Below are 18,953 nucleotides of genomic sequence, written 5' to 3'. Positions count from 1 at the left end.
CCTATGCAGGCTGAAAAGTAGGCGAAATCTCACCTTTAATTTCCCAGAGTCAAAAATCTAGATCAGATCTACCGGCTTTGATGACTTCGAGTCGTCTAGTGCTTGGACATACAGAACAAGAAGTGGAATATGGTTATGACAAAAAAGCTTGGTTTCTTCGCGTACCCATCCAATCCTGCAGAAATAGGTCAATGCATAGAAAGTGCTGTGGATGAACTCAACAAATCCCAACCTTCTATTGCGGTAAAAACTTGGACCCAGTTAGATATTGTCGGGCACTTTATTTCCAGCGAAGTATTAACTGGCATCGACCAAGCAGATTATGTAATTGCGGATATAACCAGTTTAAATTTCAATGTTACTTATGAAGTTGGTTATGCCATCGGACAAGGCAAACGAGTCTTGCTGGTTCGAAACAAAAGTATCAACCCCTCAGGCACAAAAATTGAAGACGTCGGTATATTTGACACTTTGGGATATGTCCAGTACCAAAACTCAGGCGAATTAAAAAAATTCCTTCTCGGTGTAACGACCAAAAGCCCTATTGAAATACAGTATAAGCTCAACCGAAGAGCCCCTGTCTATCTTTTAGAACCACCATTCAAAACTGACTGGTCAGGAAGAATAATTTCACGGATTAAAAAATCTGGCTACATTTTTAGAAATTTTGACCCGAATGAGCAACCAAGATTGTCAGCGTACGACGCCATAAATCAAGTAGCATCGTCGTATGGAATCGTTATCCCTTTACTTTCATCATCTTCTTCCGGATATGAAATACACAACCTTAGAGCCGCATTCATCGCTGGCTTAGGTGATGGAATGAACAAAGCTCGGTGCTTAATACAGAATGGCGATGACCCAGTACCTCTAGATTACAGAGATTTCGTCAACGTCACATATCACCCAAATGAAGTTAACGAGGTCATTGCTGAATTTGCGAGCAATGTCGCCAGAGCCTTCCAAGAACAAACAGAAGAAAAAATATCTCGCGAGCGATCTTTCCTCAAGAAGTTAAACCTTGGCGCAACATCAGCAGAAAATGAAATGCGCGATCTGAACGCTTACTATTTGGAAACAGACCAGTACTTAAAAGCACTAAGAGGAGAAGCGCACCTAGTAGTTGGACGAAAAGGATCTGGTAAATCAGCAATATTTCTGCAGGTTCGAGACCTAGAAAGGGATAGAAACCGAAGTAAAAATATCGTACTCGACCTAAAGCCTGACGGATATAAATTAATTAAATTTAAAGAAAGAATGCTCTCTTTTCTCGAAGAAGGCACCTATTTACACACCATCACAGCATTCTGGGAATATGTACTCCTATTAGAAATAAGCTATAAAATCATTGAAAAAGACAAGAACCGTCATCTACATGATCACATACTTTATGATGGATACAGGAATCTAGTCCAACTATACAGCGCCGACGAGTACGACTCTGACGGAGATTTTTCCGAAAGAATGTCGAACCTAATGGAAAAAATATACTCCGAGTATGAAGCCATCCATTCAGGCACAACTCAAGTTCGCCTATCTTCTTCTGAAGTTACTCAACTACTATATAAGCACGACGTTAAAAGATTAAGACAAGAACTAATTGAGTACATGGAGAAAAAAGGCACACTATGGTTGCTCTTTGACAACATTGATAACGGGTGGCCAACTTCAGGATTAGAACATAGTGACCTACTCATAATTCGCGCCTTGATAGATGCAACAAGAAAAATCGAGCGAGTTTTCGGAAAAAAAGGGCTCGATGTTAAAACTGCTGTTTTCTTGAGAAATGACGTATATGAGTTACTTGTAAAAGAAACAGCCGACAGAGGAAAGGAAGCCAGCGTCCTACTTGACTGGACTGACCCTGATCTACTACGTGAACTTGTACGGCTTAGAATCGTGGCAAATGGCTTAGATGGGAACCTGGACTTCCAGAACGCCTGGCTAAAAATAATAACAAGCCATTTCAAAGGAGAAGAGTCATCACAATACCTGATTGAACGATCACTTATGCGACCACGCTTTCTTCTTAACCTAATCAATCACTGTAAAAGCTTTGCAATCAATCTAAACCACGAAAAAATTGAAGAGTCAGATATTGAAAAGGGCCTAATTGCATATTCCTCTGACCTTCTACGTGATATTGGCTACGAACTAAGGGATGTCGCAACCGAATCCGAAAACATACTTTATGCGTTTATAGGAACACCGCCGATTTTAAGCGAAAACGAAACTTTAAATCTAATAAACCAAGCAACGAATTGCGAAACAACTTCGGAAAAAATATTCAACCTACTACTTTGGTATGGATTCCTCGGTCTAAAAATCAATTCAGACGAGCCAAAATATATTTACGACTTCAGTTACAATAAAGCCCTAATGGATGGCGTAAAAAACAGATCCACATCAACTCAAATATGCATTAATCAAGCTTTTTGGCCAGCACTAATGATTGATTCATGAGCCAGCCGTAAAATACAAGTATAGAAATTGATAGCCACAATCCGGCAATAGTACTAATTTGGATATCACTTCTATACCTTGTCCAATTCACAGAGAAAGCCTAACAGCACAAAGCGAATAATTTTCGATTTAAATATCAACCAGGCTATTTCAATTTTTTTGGCTTGTTCCCATCGACTTGATAGCCGCCATTATTAAGCCAGCTTGCGTCAAAGGACTTTGGAGTGAAGCTACGGTCAACTTTTTTTTGCTAGCTTCTTGCAAATATATTCTAGGCGGCAATACGCATAGGGACACGCTCTTCGTGTCCCGCCTGCGCATTTTGGCCAGCGTGAATTTTTGACATGAATATAATAAGTTAAAAATTACGTAATGGAGCCACTCTAGCCAGACCTACATTATGGCTGCATGATAAAATCAGTAGCAGAATTTTACTGTGAGTTATTTTATTAGATCCGACAGTCTGGAGCGGCAAGATTACCAGTTGCAATAGAGCATCCCCCCCACAAGGAAAAAGGAGCCCGCCATCTACAAACCAACAGCACCTATAAAGCCCTCTAATAAAACGATTCCGCGGAATTTCTAACAACACCCAATACAACAGTTCAATCCAAGAGCTATAGAGAATGTGGCCGAGTGGCTCACGCACTATCAGGTATTAAAATAGTGACTGCACTCTTCAGGCCAATAATTTCTGTCACTGCCCCGATACAAATGTTCGAAGATGGAAAAAATCTTAAGGGAAAGACTAGCATAACCAACCTGACCTGACAGATTTCCGTCTTAAAAAACCGGCAACTGTCAGATCACAGCTAAACAACTATGAATAAGGAGATAAATTTTTGAAATTAGTACTTAATTGAAATTACTAACCCAGTCAAAGCAAACAAAAACACACTGAGAGCTAGCAACTTTACTGTATCCAACTCATTGACTAGAACGAGAAGTTTACACGCCTTTGAAATAACTACTTTCATACACACAACCCTATTCCTGGAGGTCAGTAGCACCAACTTCTTGTGCGCGAGCTAAAAGAGCGTTGAACTTGCCCCCTTGGAAGCGATTCCGGTGGCGAAGAATTATCTTGTATGGGTTGTAAACAAGAATAAAGCTATATTCACCACTTGCGCCCTCCCGAGCTGAAATAAAGCCAAGCTCTTCGAGCGTCTTCATTCTTTGCTTCCATGTAGTAACAGCTCGCTGGCCACTAAAACCACTTTCAAAGGCCATATGCTCCATACTTTTCACGTCTAGCATCGACTCGTCAAATACACGACACCAGAGACTGAGATACACACTTGATACTGGCTTTCCCTTACCCGCAAGTTCATCCATTATTTGGAAGATATGAGGGAAAGTGCGAGGTATTGTCGTGAAACCATCATGCTCCTTGCGATTCCAAAGATCCTCCACCTTCAAATCAGGCCATAGTTGCGCCCGCAACTCTGTGCGCTTTTGGGTCATTTTTTTTGCTCGTGTACTCTGCTGTTTTGCATTCATCCTTGTTAACTCCAAGCTGGTGTTCAATAAGTGCCATTATTCAAAAAAATCCTTTTAAATCAAAGAGTTAAATAGAAATCGATCGATTCTATATTCGAATATCAGGGTAGATTGAAACTCTTGAAATGCTTTAATAATTACATCTCAGACTTTCAACTGTAAAATAAATTTCTCAAAAGCCAAAAAAACCTTTGGAATTCAGTAGGTTACGCTTCTCCCCCAGTGCTCCTGGGTGATCTGGTTATGAGGTGTTCCGGTGCTCCGGTGCTCGTGGGGGAATACAAAGGGGGGCTGGCTTGGCAGGTGAACGAGAAAAAAGGCAGGTTCAGCGTGCGCGGATACAAGTCGCTGCTGATCAGTTATCCACAGGAGCGCAACGGCTTGGTGTTGCTGACCAATACGGCGAAAGCGCCGTGGTTTGAAATTGCCGGCAAGTTGACGCAAACCTTGCGGGACACGGGCATCTGGCAATAGCTCCCCACATATCACGATTGCGGTGTCCCCGTGCAATGTAGGGCTTTACTTCTCGCAGAAACAACAGAGCCCGGTGACCGCCTGTGTCAGTTTCAACACAGGCAGTCACCGGGCTCTTTGCGTTTACGGGCTAGCGCTTACTTTTTCAGGGCCTTCGCCAGTACCCGCCCTAGCTCCGCCGCAGACTGCGGGTTCTGGCCGGTAATTATGCGGCCGTCCTGCACTACGAAGCTTTCCCACGCTTTGCCTTCCTGGTAGTTGGCGCCGAGTGCGGTCAGTTCGTCCTGCAGCAGGTAGGGCACTACCTCTACCAGGCCTACCGCTTTTTCTTCCACATTGCTGAAGCCCGCGACCTTCTTGCCGGCAATAATCGGCTTGCCGTCTGGGCCGGTGACGTTCAGCAGTGCCGCCGGGCCGTGGCACAGGGCCGCCACATAACCGCCGCTCTCAAAAATGGCGGAGGCAACGCTGTTCACCGCGGGGCTCTTGGGGAAGTCCCACACGGTGCCGTGGCCGCCAGCGAACAGGATGGCCTGGTAGCGCTTGGGGCTGACGTCCGCGAGCTTGCGGGTGTTGTCCAGCAGGCTGCGGGTTTGCGGGCTGGCGAGGAACTCGAAGTTCACCGCGTCGTCATCCGCCAGGCTGCGCGCGTCCACCGGTACCGCGCCGCCCTTGATACTGGCGATTTCCACCTCGAAGCCCGCCTTTTTGAGCTCGTGGTAGGGGTGGGTCAGTTCCGACAGCCACAGGCCGGTTTTCTCGTCGGTATCCCCCATCTGCTCGTGGCTGGTGGCCACGATCAGTACCCGCGGCGCGGCCAGGGCGAGACTTGCGGACGATAACGCCAGTAGCGCCACAACGATCGAAAACAGTTTCTTCATGTAAGGTCTCCAATAGATAGTTTGCGCCGGCAGCCGGCCCCGCACGGGCGGGCCGCTGCCGGATTGGGGCTATGCTAGGGAAAATCCTGATAAAAACCGGGGTCAGAATAAAAAAACCGGGGTCAGAAAAAAATTGGAAAAATTGGGGTGGAAAAATTGGGGTCAGAGTAACATTTAAAAATTGTAAAAATTGGGGTCAGAGTAACATTTTGACATCAAAATATGACAAAGGCTTCTTCCAGCTCAAGATTACGCCTCCACAAATAAAAAAAACTTTACTCCGATCCCAAATATTCGGACTGCTCTGATCGCGGCTATAGTGAAGTCGCCCTGTTCAAGGGAATGTTTGGACAGGCGCAGGTCAAGCTTGCCGGCAAGCTGTGGCTACTTGCCGGCGCATACGACCGCATTCACAACGTAACCCTGCACACCCACGATGGCGCCACACAGGTAGATCATATTACTTCCCCTTCTTAATTCTTGATAAAACGACCTTTTTTCGTGCAGAAAAATTTACGAAGCTCGCACTTTTCTTAGATGTATTTTAGATAAATAAGCCATCCGACTGTCGCTTTGATGAATGTGGCGCCTCACATCATGACTTAACTACAGACATAGACAAATAGAACATTAAACGCGTCCTAAATGAATTTATTACAAGCTATTACAGTGTGTTCCACAAAAAGAATAACTGTGATATACAGCCCAAATATTTTCGTGATCTAGCTCACACTTTCATCGAAAATAGGCAAATTGCATGGGAATTGATAACAAAGATTTCTTTAGAGGTAAAAGCAGTCGCCATTTAATCAGGCGACACACACATTTTATGCCAGGAAGACAAAATCAATATTTGGGAAAACTGAAATGCTAACGTATAAAGAAATTTCTTTAACTGAAGACCAAGAGGAAGAATTTCTCGAAGAGATATTGACTAGAGAACACTTCTTGGGCCACGTCGCTTACGAACACACAAATGACAAATACAACCCTACGCTATATCAAAAGCTATTCAACTGGCATCCGGAGCACTTTCATGAAGAAGAAGGAGTAAGGCCTTCGATAATTCTTGGGCGAAGAGGATCGGGTAAAAGCAGCTATCTAAACAACCTTTCTCATAAAGAAAATGTTATTGCTATATCACTAAAGAGCTGGGAAGCATTAGAAGTAATAGAAACGCAAATACACGAAATACTTGAAGGAGGAAGATTTCTAATAGAGGCTGAAAAAGTCTCTGAAATTTGGCGGCTTATTTTCCTCACAATAGCTACAAAGGAAATCGCCAAATATAGAATTAGCGACGAAAACCTAAAAGAAATAATTAAAAAATTTCCAGTAAAAGACTTCGCCAAGATAACTCTCCCAAATTTAATCTTAGACATAATGTCAATTTTTAGGACTAAATATCTTAGCAAACAAAACCTTAATGTGGACATCGTACTTCAATCTATGGGAATTGGTTGCGAATCTCTAGATCGATGGGAAACGCTAATTTCAAAAGCGGCGAAGGGAATCGGGAAATACATCATAATCATGATTGATAATCCTGAAAAGCTGGAACCCGACGACGAACTACTAGATGCTTCTTACTCTGATCAAACCAGAGCCAGAAGAATGGCATATACCGGCCTGTTAACCCTACTTGCGCATTTTAACAGAGGGAAAGTTGGGCTTCAGATTAGATATTGTGTTCCCGCAGAACAATATTCTTACCTCAAAGAGAGATCAAATGCGATCCTAAAGGATTATGCCAACATACGCTTACTTCAGTGGTCAAGTGGAGATTTGTTATCTTCGGTTGCGCACAGATATATGGTCTGCTTACAACTTCACAAAAATAATCGAGATGAAGAAAGATACAAAGAATTAAAAGAGATAAAGATTTACACAAGAGAAGGCGCATATAAATTTTTCAATACCATACTTACTGGATCCTTAGTGAACGACAGGAACTTCGAAGAGGACCCAGTTGGGTATTTACTTCGACATACCCAATTACTCCCTCGCCAATTATTGGTCTACCTAAATTGTGCGATAAAAATGGCCATATTGGACGATCCGACAACGGACCTAACTAGGTTAAATTGTAAATACATTAAACTAGCAATCAAATCTCGTGAGAGATTTTTAGCCCAGGAAATTATCGATTCCTACCAAATGGCCTTCCCTGAAGGACAAGCCATGTTCGAAAAGCTAATTAACTTCCCAATAATTTGTAGGCTTCAGGAAATTCAAAACTATTGGACAAGTTACAATGCGAAAGGGATACTAAAAGACGCCATTGTATACCCTCAGGTTTCTTCAGGATTCAATCGGTTTTTTAACTTCTTAATTGAAACCGGAATTTTAGGAGTTGCAATTAAATATTCTGAAACCAACAAATATGTTAATACAGAATATGAGTATACAGTCCCAAATAAATTAACAGCACAGTCAGAAGAGGTCGTAGCTGTCCATCCAATTTTTTCATGCATTACCTGTAAATCTAGCCATGAAAAACTTGGGAGACACACGGCAATATATCCTAAGGGCTCGTCAATTGATGACATTCAAACAAAACATGAAATAGCGAGCAAATTTTTGAATTGATCGATCATCAATCAGGAGGAAATATATAGTGCACAATAAATTAATTCTGCAACCCCGAGAGATAGCAGCCTACAGGCCACGCTTAAACAAACCAAATGCGGTAATTTATCGCTACAAAAGTATTATTCGGAATAAAGTAACGCTTAACATTTAATGTTGAATTAATCTTAGCTGGTATTTCTTATCAAGTTCGCTATCGTTAATACTTGCCGTTGCAGACTTTTCCAGACAACTTCTCAGGCATCTCTTTATTTGAAAAACAATCAAAGTTTAAAATCAAACAGGAAGTAACTAAATTTAAATTCGGTTTAAGCATTTTTCACACCTCACTCCACTCAAAAATCACACCAGAGAGTGATTAAAATAGAGGCCAAAATGACTAACTTTTCTGAAAAAATTTTTAACCAAATTCTCCATTTCAATAAGAAAACTGCATGGATCGACCTAGATATGATTTCGCAGGCATTGGCCGAGGATGAAGGAGACCTAAGGCTAGCTTCAATGCATTTATTGGATCACATTCTTGATGCAGACAACATATCAGTTGAATTTAAAGAGTCTTATTTACGCGAAATAGGAGAAAGAATAGAAAATAGAATTGCCATTGAAAATGTATCTGAAGTCATCTCAGGATTTGACAACAAAAACAAACATAATTTTTCTTCGATACTTGGTGCAGTCGGAATAGATGACATACATCATACCGTAAAATCTATATCATCAAGAAAAAATTTATCCCCAGTATCAATCCAAACACAACCAAAATCTCTCACCATAATAGTTCACGGAACATGGGCGTCATCAAAAACATGGTGGCAAAAAGGTGGAACATTTTGGAATTATGTAAACACTCTAGTTCCAGATCTTTACCAAGGACAGACTCCCTTTAAGTGGAGTGGTGATAATCGACATACAAAAAGAAAAGCCGCAGCTAACGATCTTGTAAATTGGCTAAGCGGCATTCAAGACGTAGATATAATTGCGCACAGTCATGGCGGAAATGTTGCCATTGAAGCAACAAGAATAGGCTTGAAAATTCGGAAACTAATCTTACTGGGAACACCAGTTAGATATGAATATGTACCGTTGATGAAAAATATTCAGCAACTATATTGTGTTTTTTCTAAAGGCGATTTTGTGCAAAAAATAGGAGCCCAATTAAGCCCTAGAGGTGATGGCCGCACTATGGCTGACAGCAATAAGCTAGTAAATTGCTACGCAGACAATAATGGAAATAAAAAGAAACCAAGTCATTCAGAACTTCATGAGCCTCAGACATGGCAGCATAGCGAGCATATGGCGGGAATTCTATAAAGCGAGGTATTTAAAGCTCCACAAATTTCAATTTGGGAAGTACGTCCTAATTTTCGAAGTTCAAATATTCATAAAAATGAGCAAAAGAGGCGCGAACTTCGGAAATCGGTTCTGGAACTACTTTGCTTTTCCTACTTTAAGGACAACAAAAATAGTTTTCCAATAGGCGCTTCTGTGCTGGAACCAATCTCCTTGTTCAATCCCTCAAAATCATTGAATCTGACCCTATTACCAGCTTCCAGCCATGGCTCGAATAATAGCTCCACAAGATTTCAATGATTGCCTTACGTTCAGCGGTCGGCTTTCCGTTACGTCGCCCTCAATCGACTTTATTCGATTCGAGAACTTTTTTTCTATTTGCGCATTCTTGATGTCGGGACATTTGGGGATAAGAACAAGGCCCAGAAAGCGTTCGGGATCCGAAAAGCTTCCTCAAAAAATTCGATATCTCCTTCAAGTACAAGATCGCTAGCTACCTACGCCCAAACGTATGTAAGCACCTACTCTGTGATTGCTGTCACTTATACAACCTCGCCAGCCCCAAAACGGAATGTTATAAATGGCGCCACCCTTGAGAAGGGCACCTTGTTACAACTCAACCAGTGTTTCAGTCGCTATAACACTACGTTTATCTATCCGAAAAGAATAAACAGGTAAAGAATGAGAGCCGCCACCCGCACATTCAGCCAGCGTAGCCAAGCTATCCCAGGCACTGAGTATTAATCACCTTATGAAGGACCATATCTCGAAAGGTGCCTACCTAAGGGCATCAAGTTTCAGGTCTAATTTGAATACCTGGACCTGAAGCAGACGAATAAATAGTTACAACAACCAAGAGAGTTCAATCCGTGAAAAAAGTAATTTTTATAATCACGCTACTTTCACTCCAATCCTGCGCTATATTGTCAAACCCTAAAACCCCAGATGAATATGTTGAACGCATTAAAACATCCAGTTTAGGGCGCATAAACACCGTCACCATCAATAGCCCAATAGAAAAGGTGTTAACTGAATTGGGAACGCCGCTATACGCCTGTTACGATGGCACTTCCGTTACCTGGCAACAAAACACCATGGTTAGCGGCAGAGACTGGAAGGTGTCTCTCGAAAATAAAGAAAACGGGTTAAAACAGTTCGCTCTTCTGGCCAAGGAAAAAACCATAAGTATTGGCCAACCAGAAAATGGCATGATTAACGCCGTCGTTCAGGTACGACCAATATCCTCAACTAAAACAGAAGTGACTGAATATCATGCCATCGGCAATGACAGCACTGGAGAATTGCTTTTAGCATGGGCACAGGGCAAAGAAGAAGAATGCCCTTTCGATTTTTGAGCAGTTAACTTTACTGGGCGCAGCGGTACGCAGCCACAGGCTGCCGGGATGCTGCGCTCGCCGTTGCCCGCTGGATTAGAGTTTCAGGCATCAATAATGAAAAAAATCGTAATTCTTGGCCTGTTGGTATTCGCAGGATGGAAATTATACCAAGATCAATTCTCGGTAAATGGTAACCGGTGGGGAGACTACGATGTAGAAAAGGTCGGTCGCTCCACGGATGGCCTGGACATTATCAAGCTCTCTCCAGCAAAAAAACCCGCGGAATCAAGCCAGGTCTCGCATCAAAAGTTTAAATGTGATGGTCGGCAGCATTGTAGCCAAATGAACTCAAGGGAAGAGGCTGATTTCTTTATAGAAAACTGCCCAAACACAAAAATGGATGGAGATCATGATGGCATTCCCTGTGAGAACGACTCCAGATTCTGAGTCCGTCAAATCTAGCAATCGCAGGGGTATGCTACGGTGTGGGCTTGTCGGCGTGAGATTGCATTGCTGACCAACGCCGCAAAAGCGCCGCGGTTTGAGAAAGTCGAGAAGTTAACGCAAACGTTATTGGACGAGAGTATCTGGCAGTAGCACTGCCTGTAACCACTATTTGTTTTGTAGAGTTTGAATGTACTTTATGCTTTTATCTACACAATCTCCGCTGAAATAATCCATGTCGCCCAAAAGTTTTTCGTCAAATTTTTCGTCTACCTTCATGCCGGCAATTTTTAATTGATCAAGGCGTACTTTGACCTTTGGGATATCTGGCTGAAAACCAGATAAGCCTGGCGTATTCCCAGACTGTAGAAGTCTATCTTTCATCTCCGATGATCTGTTTTTTATCTGGGCGTAATCCCCTTCTTCCAATGGAATCGAGATGGAATTATTTGAAAGGTAGTCTTGCGTTATCGAATAAGGAACTAGGTCGCCCAGCTGTATTGCGTACAAATCCAGCGTCAACACATCCAGGAGATAGCCTTTTGCCTTCTCTACATCACCTTCCAGCTGTGCCGGTTTTATTCGAACAAGCTTACTCGCTTTTAACTGCGTTAAAGCAATCCCCGTAACACCCTGGGCCAATGCTTCAGTCGCAGCCCAATTTTTTACGGACTTTTCATGTTCTCCGGCAACGATTGTCAGTGCCGCGACAGTGTCACCTGACCTGGTTAGCGAGATGAGCGTATCCAGATCATATCCAACATGGGTTAAAAACGCCTTTCTCTCGTATCCATAGTTTGAAAAGAACTCCTTAATATGTCTTGATGTTTCCATTGCTGAATATTCGTCTAGCTGCAGGTGATTACACCAGTCGTCCTCATCAGAGAGATCGGTTGTTCCGAATACGGTTTCAATAACCCCCTTCTCAATTGGTTGATCCAAACCGGGTAAATCCGCAGGTTTCCCTAAAGGCTCTGAAACTTCGTTATCGGGGAATTTTTCCGCGCTTTCCGTGTTTTCCAGTGGTAAGACCGTTTTCTTGTTTTCGTCTTCCGACAAGATAAAAAATGCCGTAATCGCACAAAACGGAATAAGCGCCAATAGCTGTTTTTTGTACCGGATAATTTTCATAAAAGCTTGTCCCTGCTAATTTTGTACCCACTGTCGAATTCGCCCCCTGTGATACGACTACCTTATACCAACGCGATTATTCGTTGGCTGGAACGGAGGAAATGCCATGTCCAGAATGATGTTCGTAAACCTGCCAGTGACCGATCTTGGGAAATCCGTCGAGTTTTTCTCTGAACTCGGCTTTGAGTTCAACCCCAGGTTCACCGATGAAACTGCCACCTGCATGATCATTGGCGAGAGTAACTTTGCCATGTTACTCACCCATGAAAAGTTTCTGAGCTTCACCCCCGGTCTTGCGATCTGCGATACCCGCACCAGCACCGAGGTGCTGGTGTGCCTGTCTGCGGAGAGCCGCGCGGAGGTGGATGCGCTGCTGGACAAGGCGGTCGCTGCGGGAGGCTCTGATTTTCGTGAGCCGGAGGATTACGGTTTTATGTACGGCCGCTCGTTTCGCGACCTGGATGGGCATATCTGGGAGATTATGTGGATGGATCCCGCGGCAATAGAGCAAGCGGACGGATAGCGGATAGTGAGGAGTAAGTGGGCGGCCGCTCGGGGCCGCCTTTAAAAAATTATAAATAGCAGACCACTTCTGTCAGGCTTTCTCCATCAGCGCGTCGTCTTTTTCGTTGGCGCGACGGTAGGCGTCACGGTCGGTGACCCGCTGCGCGTAGTCGATGAACTCTGCGCGTTTTTCAATGGTGCCAAACTGCACACCCCAGTTGATCTGTGATCCCACATACACATCGGCAGCGGTAAAGCGCTCGCCGGTTACGTAGCTGTGGCTTTTAAACCAGCTCGAAAGATTATCGAGCACAGCCCCGTAGCTGCCGTAGCCCACCATCGTCTGCTTCTTCGCATCCGGTTCTATACCGAAGGTCTTGGAATCGATGATCGCCGCCTCTAAAGGTCCGGCGGCGAAGAACAGCCAGCGGTAATAACTGGCGCACTCTTCCGCCAGTGGTGCCAGCCCCGCTTGCGGAAAGGCATCTGCCAGGTAGGCGCAGATGGCGGCGCATTCGGTGACGACTTCGCCGTGATGCACGATCGCCGGCACTTTGCCCATGGGATTGATCTGCAGGTAGGCAGGGGCTTTCATACTGCCGCCGTATTCGAGTACTTCGGTGCGGCAGGGCGCACCGGCTTCCTCCAGCATCCAGCGTGCGATACGACCGCGGGATTGGGGGTTGGTATACAGGATTACTTCGTCATTCATAGCCGCTCTCCGTTGCTTTCATTACTCATCATTGGTCGGAACTCTTCATTGAGTGGGTGTGTGATCGGAACGCCAGCACTGTAACGGCCAATTAGGCTATATTCCGTCCTAATAAATTACGCAGGATGCAGGTTATGCCGAATCCGACGACACGCGTGCTGGCGCTGCTGGAACTGTTGCAGATCCACGGCAATGCCAGTGGCAGCGAGCTGGCACAGATGCTCGGGGTGGATGGCCGCACATTGCGCCGCTATATCGCGACCCTTGAGGAAATCGGTATTCCACTGACGGCGGAGCGCGGGCGGCATGGCGGTTATCAGCTGGTGTCCGGCTACAAGCTGCCGCCGATGATGTTCACCAATGACGAGACCCTGGCCATTTCCCTCGGCCTGCTGGCGGCGCGCAGCCTCAGTGTAGGAGAAGTTTCCACTGCGGTCGCCAGTGCCCAGGCCAAGCTTGAGCGGGTGATGCCGCAGAAGCTGAAGCAGCAACTGCGCGCACTGGATGACAGCGTTACTCTGGAGCTGGTGCCGAACGCGGCAGCGGACAGTGTCACCCTGGCAACCCTGGCGGCCGCAACCCAAAACCGCTGCCGCACAGCATTCGACTATGCCGGAGGTAGCGGCAGCAATAATGGTAACGAGCGAGCCACGCAGCGTGAGTTCGACCCCTATGGCCTGGTGTTCCGCTACGGCCGCTGGTACGCAGTGGGCCACTGCCACCTGCGCGAGGAACTCCGCACATTTCGTCTCGACCGCATGCAGCGGTTACACCGGCTGGAAATTCCCTTTCAACGGCCACAGAATTTTGATGCCGCCGCCTACCTCACCCAAAGCTTTTCCAGTATGGAGTCGGGCATTGAAGCGGAGTTGCTGCTGCACACAGACCTTGCCAGCGCCAGTGCCATGCTCGGCGACGAAGTAGGACTGCTGACCCCCAGGGGTGATGCGGTGTTGTGGCGAGCGCACACCGGCTGCCTGAACTGGTTCGCTTCGCAACTGGTGCAATTGCCCATTACCTTCGAGATTCTTAATCCGCCGGATCTCAAACGCGAATTGCGTCGGCATGCGGAGAAGCTACTGGCAATAACGGTGGCGTGATCGGCAGGAATCATGCAACGCGCGGTCTGCGCAATGTGTTTTCCCGTACCCGATGAAAAGACGTCGGTAAAATCCTGGTTCTCCCTGACAGTCGCGGATTGCATTCACGCTGGCTTCTGCTTAAATGACAGACGCGAACAACAATAAATACCAGGTTGAACCTTTGGATAATACGCTTGCTCTACGGGTTCTCTTTGCACACCGGAACCCCGCCCATGTCGAATAGCAGCGCCAGGCCTGACCTTCTCGATATCGATTCCCACACATTCAAAGACCTTGAAATTTTTACGTCCGATAACGGCGGCGCAAGTCTGTTCGATTTCTGCAATCGGACGCGCTCCGTTGGCGGTGCGGCGCTGCTGCGACGGCGTATGCAGACCCCCTGGGCGTGCGCGGAGCGTATTGCGGCAACACAGGCGGCGGTCCGCTTTATTACGGAGTCACGGGCACTTTTCAAACAAATGCCGTCGGTGTATGCGGTCGAAGGCACGCAGGATTATCTGGAGGAAATTCTACCCAGCCTGGATTTCCGTAATCGCCTGGAATTTGCGCTGGGTGCGTTTCAGGTCTGGGCAAATCAGGACAGCCACTATTTCAGTATTGTGAAGGGTGCCCAGGCAGCCTGTCGTATGATCCGGGCACTGCGTAGTTTCGTCGCGCTGCCCGCGCTGAAATCAGCCCCGGGTGAACTGGGTCCGCTACTGCAGCAATTGCGCGCGCTGCTGTCTCGCCCCAACTTGCGCATGGTGCCGGATTTTGATGTGGCGGGCTGGGGCACCTGGAAAATGCTCAAGCTCGACCAGGCACTGCGCGTCAAGGAAAAAGACACGCTCAACCGGTTGTTGGCACTGAATTATGAGATGGAGGCACTGGTGTCGATGGCTGATGCCAATGCCGAACACGGGTTCGTTATGCCAGAGATTTGCTACGGCCCGCTGCACGTCACGGCCGAAGGGCTTTACCATCCCTATCTTGCACATCCCGTTGCCAATCCTGTTTCACTCAACCAGCAACACCGTATTCTGTTTCTCACCGGCCCCAATATGGCCGGCAAGACCACTTACCTGCGCGCCTTTGCCACTGCGCTGTATCTCGCTCACCTGGGTATGGGCGTGCCAGCACAGTCTTTCCAGTTTGTGCCAGTGCAGTGCCTGTTCAGTTCCATATCCCTGACCGATGACCTGTGCCGCGGAGTGAGCTACTTCCGCGCGGAAGCGCTGCGGGTGAAGGCGGTGGCAGAGGCCGTTGCGCGGGGAGATCGGGTGCTTACTCTGATGGATGAGCCGTTCAAAGGCACCAATGTAAAAGATGCATTTGAGGCCTCGCTCGCCATACTGGAACGTTTCTCCACCCGGGAAAATTGCCTGTTTATGTTTTCTTCCCACCAGATCGAACTCAGTGACCACCTGCATCGACTGCACAATCAGGTAAATTGCCGCTACTTCGAGGCCGTGGAGAGCGGTGAGCGACTGCACTTCGATTACAAGTTGCGCCCGGGAATTTCCGATCAGAGGCTGGGGATGCGGGTACTGCGGGAAGAGGGAATCTTCGAACTTCTGGATCAGGCTACCGCGCCTGAAATAGAATTTTCGCCTGCTGAAGATGGCATACCGTAGAACATCCTGCGCTGGTTCACCATTGAACCTGAATCAGCGTTGAAACTGACCCACCATAGAAAATAGTGGCGCTGCTGAATAGATAGCGACAACGCTGCACAGCGGGTTGGCGCATCCTTTGCATCATTTGCTAGTCGTCACGCCGGCCACCCTTGGCATCGATACAATATGCGGCCCCGGATCACAGCCCCGAGATACGGCCCCGAGAACCTCCCCGTTCGTGGTCCACCAGATTTGCGAGTTACCTATGCACCCTGAATTCCTGCAACAAATGCTGCCCACCTTCTACAAGTCTGCGGAACAGCCGGGCAACTGGTGCCAGGCGCTGGATCTGATCAAGAACGAAATGCAGCTGGGCAGTGTGGTGGTGCAGATGCTCAAGCGCGATGGCAACCGCCTTAACCAGCAGTGGGTTGTGCGGGATTCCACGTCCACCGAACATGCAGAAGCCCATGACTGCTTAGTAAACAATGCAGACAATCCGCGCCTCGATCTCAGCCATGCAAGGATGCCGATGGCAGAAAGTATCGTTATTCGCAATGAGTGCCGCTCCACTGCGCAGGTTCCCAGTTTCAAGGCACTGCGCGAACGGATGCAGATGCTCGGCCTCGGGCGCCCGGCGATTCTGGGCGTGCAGCTGGGGGAGGACCGCAACCTGTGCATGATTTTGCACCGGCGCTACGACGACACCCGCGAGTTCAGCGAGGATCAGGAGCGTTTCCTGCACCTGCTCACGCCCCACCTGAAGCAGACGGTCTCTCTCGCAGAAAAAATCGGCCGGCTGGAAGCACGCACAGAATTTCTTTCCCAATCCCTGGACCAATTCAATACCGGGGTTGTAGTGCTCGATCGCCAGGGTGGCCTGCACTGGAGCAACCACTGCGCGCGCCAGATTATCCAGCGCTCTCGCCATCTGTCTCTTTCTGGGAAGAAACTGCGCTGCGCGGCCAACGGTGACCAGCGCCTGTTTGCCGAACTGATCGATCGCGCGGGCCGCGAGCGCGGCTCCCGGTTTGTGGGTTCCATTGGCGCGGCCTGGGATGCGCCGTTGCAGTTACTGGCGCTACCCATGCCTGCGGCAGATTCTGCGGCTGCGCCCTATGTCGCACTGTACCTGTCCGAGAGCGAGGTCAAACTGAACCTGCAGGCGGTGGACATTGTGCAGCTGTTCGGCCTCACGCCCGCCGAGGCGAAGCTTGCGATCGCGCTCTGTGAAGGTGACTCCGTCACCGAATATGCGGCGAAACTGGGAGTCGCGGTGGGTACTGTCCGTGTGCAGCTGAAGAGTATCTTTTCCAAGCTGGGGGTTCACCGGCAGCCCGAGCTGGTGCGCATTATCGGTTCATCCATCTCTGCCAAGACCCTGCACAGCCTCAACTGATTTTCCTCTCTGTGTGTGGCGCCTGACCTTTGGCGCCACGCACCTCCAAATTGCTCTATTCCACCTCGCTCTCCTCGACTAACCGCTCTCTCTGTCTCCCGCATATCTCATATTGGATATGACACTCCGCTCGCCCATCCATAGCATCGAACAGGGTTCGAAAATGATGACTGTGACAGCAGACGCTGTCCGGGCTTTGCCAGGAGTAATGGACAATGACAAAAAAACCAACCAGACAATTTTTCGCCAATGTTGCCGGTATTCTATCCATCGGCCTGATGCCGACATTGGTACACGCCAAAGTGACCCTGGAGCCTTTGGTGGCACAGGTTGGGCCCGAGTCGGACGTGTCGGTGGCGATCCAGAATGCCCGCTGGCACATGAACGATGGCGACATCAATGTGCTGACCTTCCGCAGCATGGATACCCTGTTCACCACCCGTAAGGTCGCCCGCTCCGGCAACCCGTTCGCACTGCCCCGCGAGGACCGCACCCTCGACTTCAGCTACCGCTTTGAGGGCAAGACTTACACCCCGGACGAGTTCCTCGATCGCACCTACACCAACGCCATGCTGGTGATGAAGGACGGCAAGATCGTCTACGAGAACTACCTCAATAACAGCAAACCGGATACCCACTTTATGGGCTGGTCCATGACCAAGTCCCTGACCTCGCTGCTGGTGGGCTGCGCCCTGGAAGAAGGGCGCATCCGCTCCCTCGACGACGACATCACCGACTACCTGCCAGAGCTGAAAAAAGGTGCTTACCAGGGGGTTTCCATCCGTCAGGTACTGCAGATGCGGTCCGGTGTGGATTACGAGGAGAGCTATGAGTTTGACAGCCCGGGAATCGCCGCACGCAATCATATCCAGGCACTGGTGAAAAACGTGGTGCGCTTTGCGGACGTGGCGCGGGATATCAAACGCGCACACGCGCCGGGGGAAGTGTTCCAGTACAAGACCATCGATACCGCGGTACTCGGCCTGCTGCTGGAGCGGGTGAGCGGCGGCAGCAACCTGGCTTCCTATATGGCCAGCCGCCTGTGGGAACCACTGGGGGCTGAATTCGATGGCTTTTTCATTATGGATGGCGAGCCGGGTATCGGGCGCGAGTTCAGCGGCGCCGGGTTCAATGCGGCAATGCGGGATTATGCCCGCGTGGGGCTGATGATGCTGAATCAAGGCAAATTGAACGGTAAGCAGATCATTCCCGCCGACTGGATCAAGGAATCGACCAAGCCCGCCGGCCCGGAAGAAGGCCCGATCGATTACGGCTACCAGTGGTGGACTGTGTCCAAAACTCCCGCCTATTCCGCCATCGGCCTGCAGGGCCAGTTTATTTTCGTCGACCCGTCCACCAACACGGTGATCGTCAAACTCAGCTATTTCCCGCCGAACGACAAGGACGAAGCTGCGATGCGGGAAAGCTTCAGTTTCTTCGAGGCCGCGTCCAAGTGGCAGCCTGAATAAGCCGGTCAAACATCGGGGAGTAAAGCGGGCGAAGCGGTACTCGTCCATCGCAAATAATA

16 protein-coding genes are annotated in these 18,953 nt (G+C 48.0%); 12 read left to right on the top strand and 4 right to left on the bottom strand.

Annotated features, from left to right (window positions below):
• Positions 1-135: 135 nt before the first annotated feature.
• Positions 136-2,463, top strand: coding sequence for a P-loop ATPase, Sll1717 family (locus PVT68_RS14155; protein ID WP_280319104.1), 2,328 nt, complete (start codon positions 136-138; stop codon positions 2,461-2,463).
• A 987-nt stretch (positions 2,464-3,450) separates the two neighbouring features.
• Here the strand turns inward: PVT68_RS14155 and PVT68_RS14150 are convergent.
• The gene (locus PVT68_RS14150; RefSeq protein ID WP_280319102.1) at positions 3,451-3,963 is read right to left on the bottom strand and encodes a hypothetical protein; all 513 of its coding nucleotides are present in this window, start codon (positions 3,961-3,963) and stop codon (positions 3,451-3,453) included.
• A gap of 243 nt (positions 3,964-4,206) precedes the next feature.
• Between PVT68_RS14150 and PVT68_RS14145 the strand changes: the two genes are divergently transcribed.
• Positions 4,207-4,437, top strand: coding sequence for a hypothetical protein (locus tag PVT68_RS14145; RefSeq protein ID WP_280319100.1), 231 nt, complete (start codon positions 4,207-4,209; stop codon positions 4,435-4,437).
• A 137-nt stretch (positions 4,438-4,574) separates the two neighbouring features.
• On the opposite strand, the gene PVT68_RS14140 is transcribed toward PVT68_RS14145, so the two are convergent.
• Positions 4,575-5,318, bottom strand: coding sequence for a type 1 glutamine amidotransferase domain-containing protein (locus tag PVT68_RS14140; RefSeq protein WP_280319098.1), 744 nt, complete (start codon positions 5,316-5,318; stop codon positions 4,575-4,577).
• A 342-nt stretch (positions 5,319-5,660) separates the two neighbouring features.
• Between PVT68_RS14140 and PVT68_RS14135 the strand changes: the two genes are divergently transcribed.
• The 5 genes from PVT68_RS14135 (at position 5,661) to PVT68_RS14115 (ending at position 10,984) form a co-directional block, all read left to right on the top strand.
• The gene (locus PVT68_RS14135; RefSeq protein ID WP_280319096.1) at positions 5,661-5,795 is read left to right on the top strand and encodes a hypothetical protein; all 135 of its coding nucleotides are present in this window, start codon (positions 5,661-5,663) and stop codon (positions 5,793-5,795) included.
• Between the two features lie 390 nt (positions 5,796-6,185).
• Positions 6,186-7,907, top strand: a complete 1,722-nt coding sequence (locus PVT68_RS14130; protein WP_280319094.1) for a P-loop ATPase, Sll1717 family — start codon at positions 6,186-6,188, stop codon at positions 7,905-7,907.
• Positions 7,908-8,282: 375 nt separating this feature from the next.
• Positions 8,283-9,221, top strand: coding sequence for an esterase/lipase family protein (locus PVT68_RS14125; protein ID WP_280319092.1), 939 nt, complete (start codon positions 8,283-8,285; stop codon positions 9,219-9,221).
• An 848-nt stretch (positions 9,222-10,069) separates the two neighbouring features.
• Positions 10,070-10,555 carry a hypothetical protein gene (locus PVT68_RS14120; RefSeq protein WP_280319091.1) on the top strand — a complete coding sequence of 162 codons (486 nt, stop codon included), beginning with the start codon at positions 10,070-10,072 and terminating at the stop codon, positions 10,553-10,555.
• A 96-nt stretch (positions 10,556-10,651) separates the two neighbouring features.
• Positions 10,652-10,984 carry an excalibur calcium-binding domain-containing protein gene (locus PVT68_RS14115; protein ID WP_280319089.1) on the top strand — a complete coding sequence of 111 codons (333 nt, stop codon included), beginning with the start codon at positions 10,652-10,654 and terminating at the stop codon, positions 10,982-10,984.
• 165 nt (positions 10,985-11,149) lie between these two features.
• On the opposite strand, the gene PVT68_RS14110 is transcribed toward PVT68_RS14115, so the two are convergent.
• Positions 11,150-12,112: a hypothetical protein gene (locus tag PVT68_RS14110; protein WP_280319087.1), complete on the bottom strand. Its 963-nt coding sequence runs from the start codon at positions 12,110-12,112 to the stop codon at positions 11,150-11,152.
• 106 nt (positions 12,113-12,218) lie between these two features.
• Here PVT68_RS14110 and PVT68_RS14105 point away from each other — a divergent pair, with 106 nt between their 5' ends.
• Positions 12,219-12,635: a VOC family protein gene (locus PVT68_RS14105; protein WP_280319085.1), complete on the top strand. Its 417-nt coding sequence runs from the start codon at positions 12,219-12,221 to the stop codon at positions 12,633-12,635.
• Positions 12,636-12,707: 72 nt separating this feature from the next.
• Here PVT68_RS14105 and PVT68_RS14100 read toward each other — a convergent pair whose 3' ends face one another.
• Positions 12,708-13,328, bottom strand: a complete 621-nt coding sequence (locus tag PVT68_RS14100; RefSeq protein ID WP_280319083.1) for a glutathione S-transferase family protein — start codon at positions 13,326-13,328, stop codon at positions 12,708-12,710.
• 134 nt (positions 13,329-13,462) lie between these two features.
• Between PVT68_RS14100 and PVT68_RS14095 the strand changes: the two genes are divergently transcribed.
• From PVT68_RS14095 to PVT68_RS14080, 4 genes are all read left to right on the top strand, one after another.
• Entirely contained in the window at positions 13,463-14,428 is a 966-nt protein-coding gene (locus tag PVT68_RS14095) for a helix-turn-helix transcriptional regulator (protein ID WP_280319081.1), read from the top strand.
• A gap of 215 nt (positions 14,429-14,643) precedes the next feature.
• Positions 14,644-16,044, top strand: coding sequence for a MutS-related protein (locus PVT68_RS14090; RefSeq protein WP_280319079.1), 1,401 nt, complete (start codon positions 14,644-14,646; stop codon positions 16,042-16,044).
• 247 nt (positions 16,045-16,291) lie between these two features.
• Complete coding sequence (locus PVT68_RS14085) at positions 16,292-17,425, top strand: helix-turn-helix transcriptional regulator (RefSeq protein ID WP_280319077.1); 1,134 nt, start codon at positions 16,292-16,294, stop codon at positions 17,423-17,425.
• Between the two features lie 215 nt (positions 17,426-17,640).
• Positions 17,641-18,894: a serine hydrolase domain-containing protein gene (locus PVT68_RS14080; RefSeq protein ID WP_280319076.1), complete on the top strand. Its 1,254-nt coding sequence runs from the start codon at positions 17,641-17,643 to the stop codon at positions 18,892-18,894.
• Positions 18,895-18,953 lie beyond the last annotated feature (59 nt).

This window comes from Microbulbifer bruguierae (assembly GCF_029869925.1).
In the GTDB taxonomy this organism is placed as follows: domain Bacteria; phylum Pseudomonadota; class Gammaproteobacteria; order Pseudomonadales; family Cellvibrionaceae; genus Microbulbifer; species Microbulbifer bruguierae.
This window is presented reverse-complemented; position numbering and strand designations above follow the sequence as displayed.

Excerpts from the sequence above, each read along its gene's own strand:
- PVT68_RS14155 (WP_280319104.1), top strand. The coding sequence starts at position 136 with ATGACAAAAAAGCTTGGTTTCTTCGCGTACCCATCCAATCCTGCAGAA.
- PVT68_RS14150 (WP_280319102.1), bottom strand. The coding sequence starts at position 3,963 with ATGAATGCAAAACAGCAGAGTACACGAGCAAAAAAAATGACCCAAAAG.
- PVT68_RS14145 (WP_280319100.1), top strand. The coding sequence starts at position 4,207 with ATGAGGTGTTCCGGTGCTCCGGTGCTCGTGGGGGAATACAAAGGGGGG.
- PVT68_RS14140 (WP_280319098.1), bottom strand. The coding sequence starts at position 5,318 with ATGAAGAAACTGTTTTCGATCGTTGTGGCGCTACTGGCGTTATCGTCC.
- PVT68_RS14135 (WP_280319096.1), top strand. The coding sequence starts at position 5,661 with ATGTTTGGACAGGCGCAGGTCAAGCTTGCCGGCAAGCTGTGGCTACTT.
- PVT68_RS14130 (WP_280319094.1), top strand. The coding sequence starts at position 6,186 with ATGCTAACGTATAAAGAAATTTCTTTAACTGAAGACCAAGAGGAAGAA.
- PVT68_RS14125 (WP_280319092.1), top strand. The coding sequence starts at position 8,283 with ATGACTAACTTTTCTGAAAAAATTTTTAACCAAATTCTCCATTTCAAT.
- PVT68_RS14115 (WP_280319089.1), top strand. The coding sequence starts at position 10,652 with ATGAAAAAAATCGTAATTCTTGGCCTGTTGGTATTCGCAGGATGGAAA.
- PVT68_RS14110 (WP_280319087.1), bottom strand. The coding sequence starts at position 12,112 with ATGAAAATTATCCGGTACAAAAAACAGCTATTGGCGCTTATTCCGTTT.
- PVT68_RS14105 (WP_280319085.1), top strand. The coding sequence starts at position 12,219 with ATGTCCAGAATGATGTTCGTAAACCTGCCAGTGACCGATCTTGGGAAA.
- PVT68_RS14100 (WP_280319083.1), bottom strand. The coding sequence starts at position 13,328 with ATGAATGACGAAGTAATCCTGTATACCAACCCCCAATCCCGCGGTCGT.
- PVT68_RS14095 (WP_280319081.1), top strand. The coding sequence starts at position 13,463 with ATGCCGAATCCGACGACACGCGTGCTGGCGCTGCTGGAACTGTTGCAG.
- PVT68_RS14090 (WP_280319079.1), top strand. The coding sequence starts at position 14,644 with ATGTCGAATAGCAGCGCCAGGCCTGACCTTCTCGATATCGATTCCCAC.
- PVT68_RS14085 (WP_280319077.1), top strand. The coding sequence starts at position 16,292 with ATGCACCCTGAATTCCTGCAACAAATGCTGCCCACCTTCTACAAGTCT.
- PVT68_RS14080 (WP_280319076.1), top strand. The coding sequence starts at position 17,641 with ATGACAAAAAAACCAACCAGACAATTTTTCGCCAATGTTGCCGGTATT.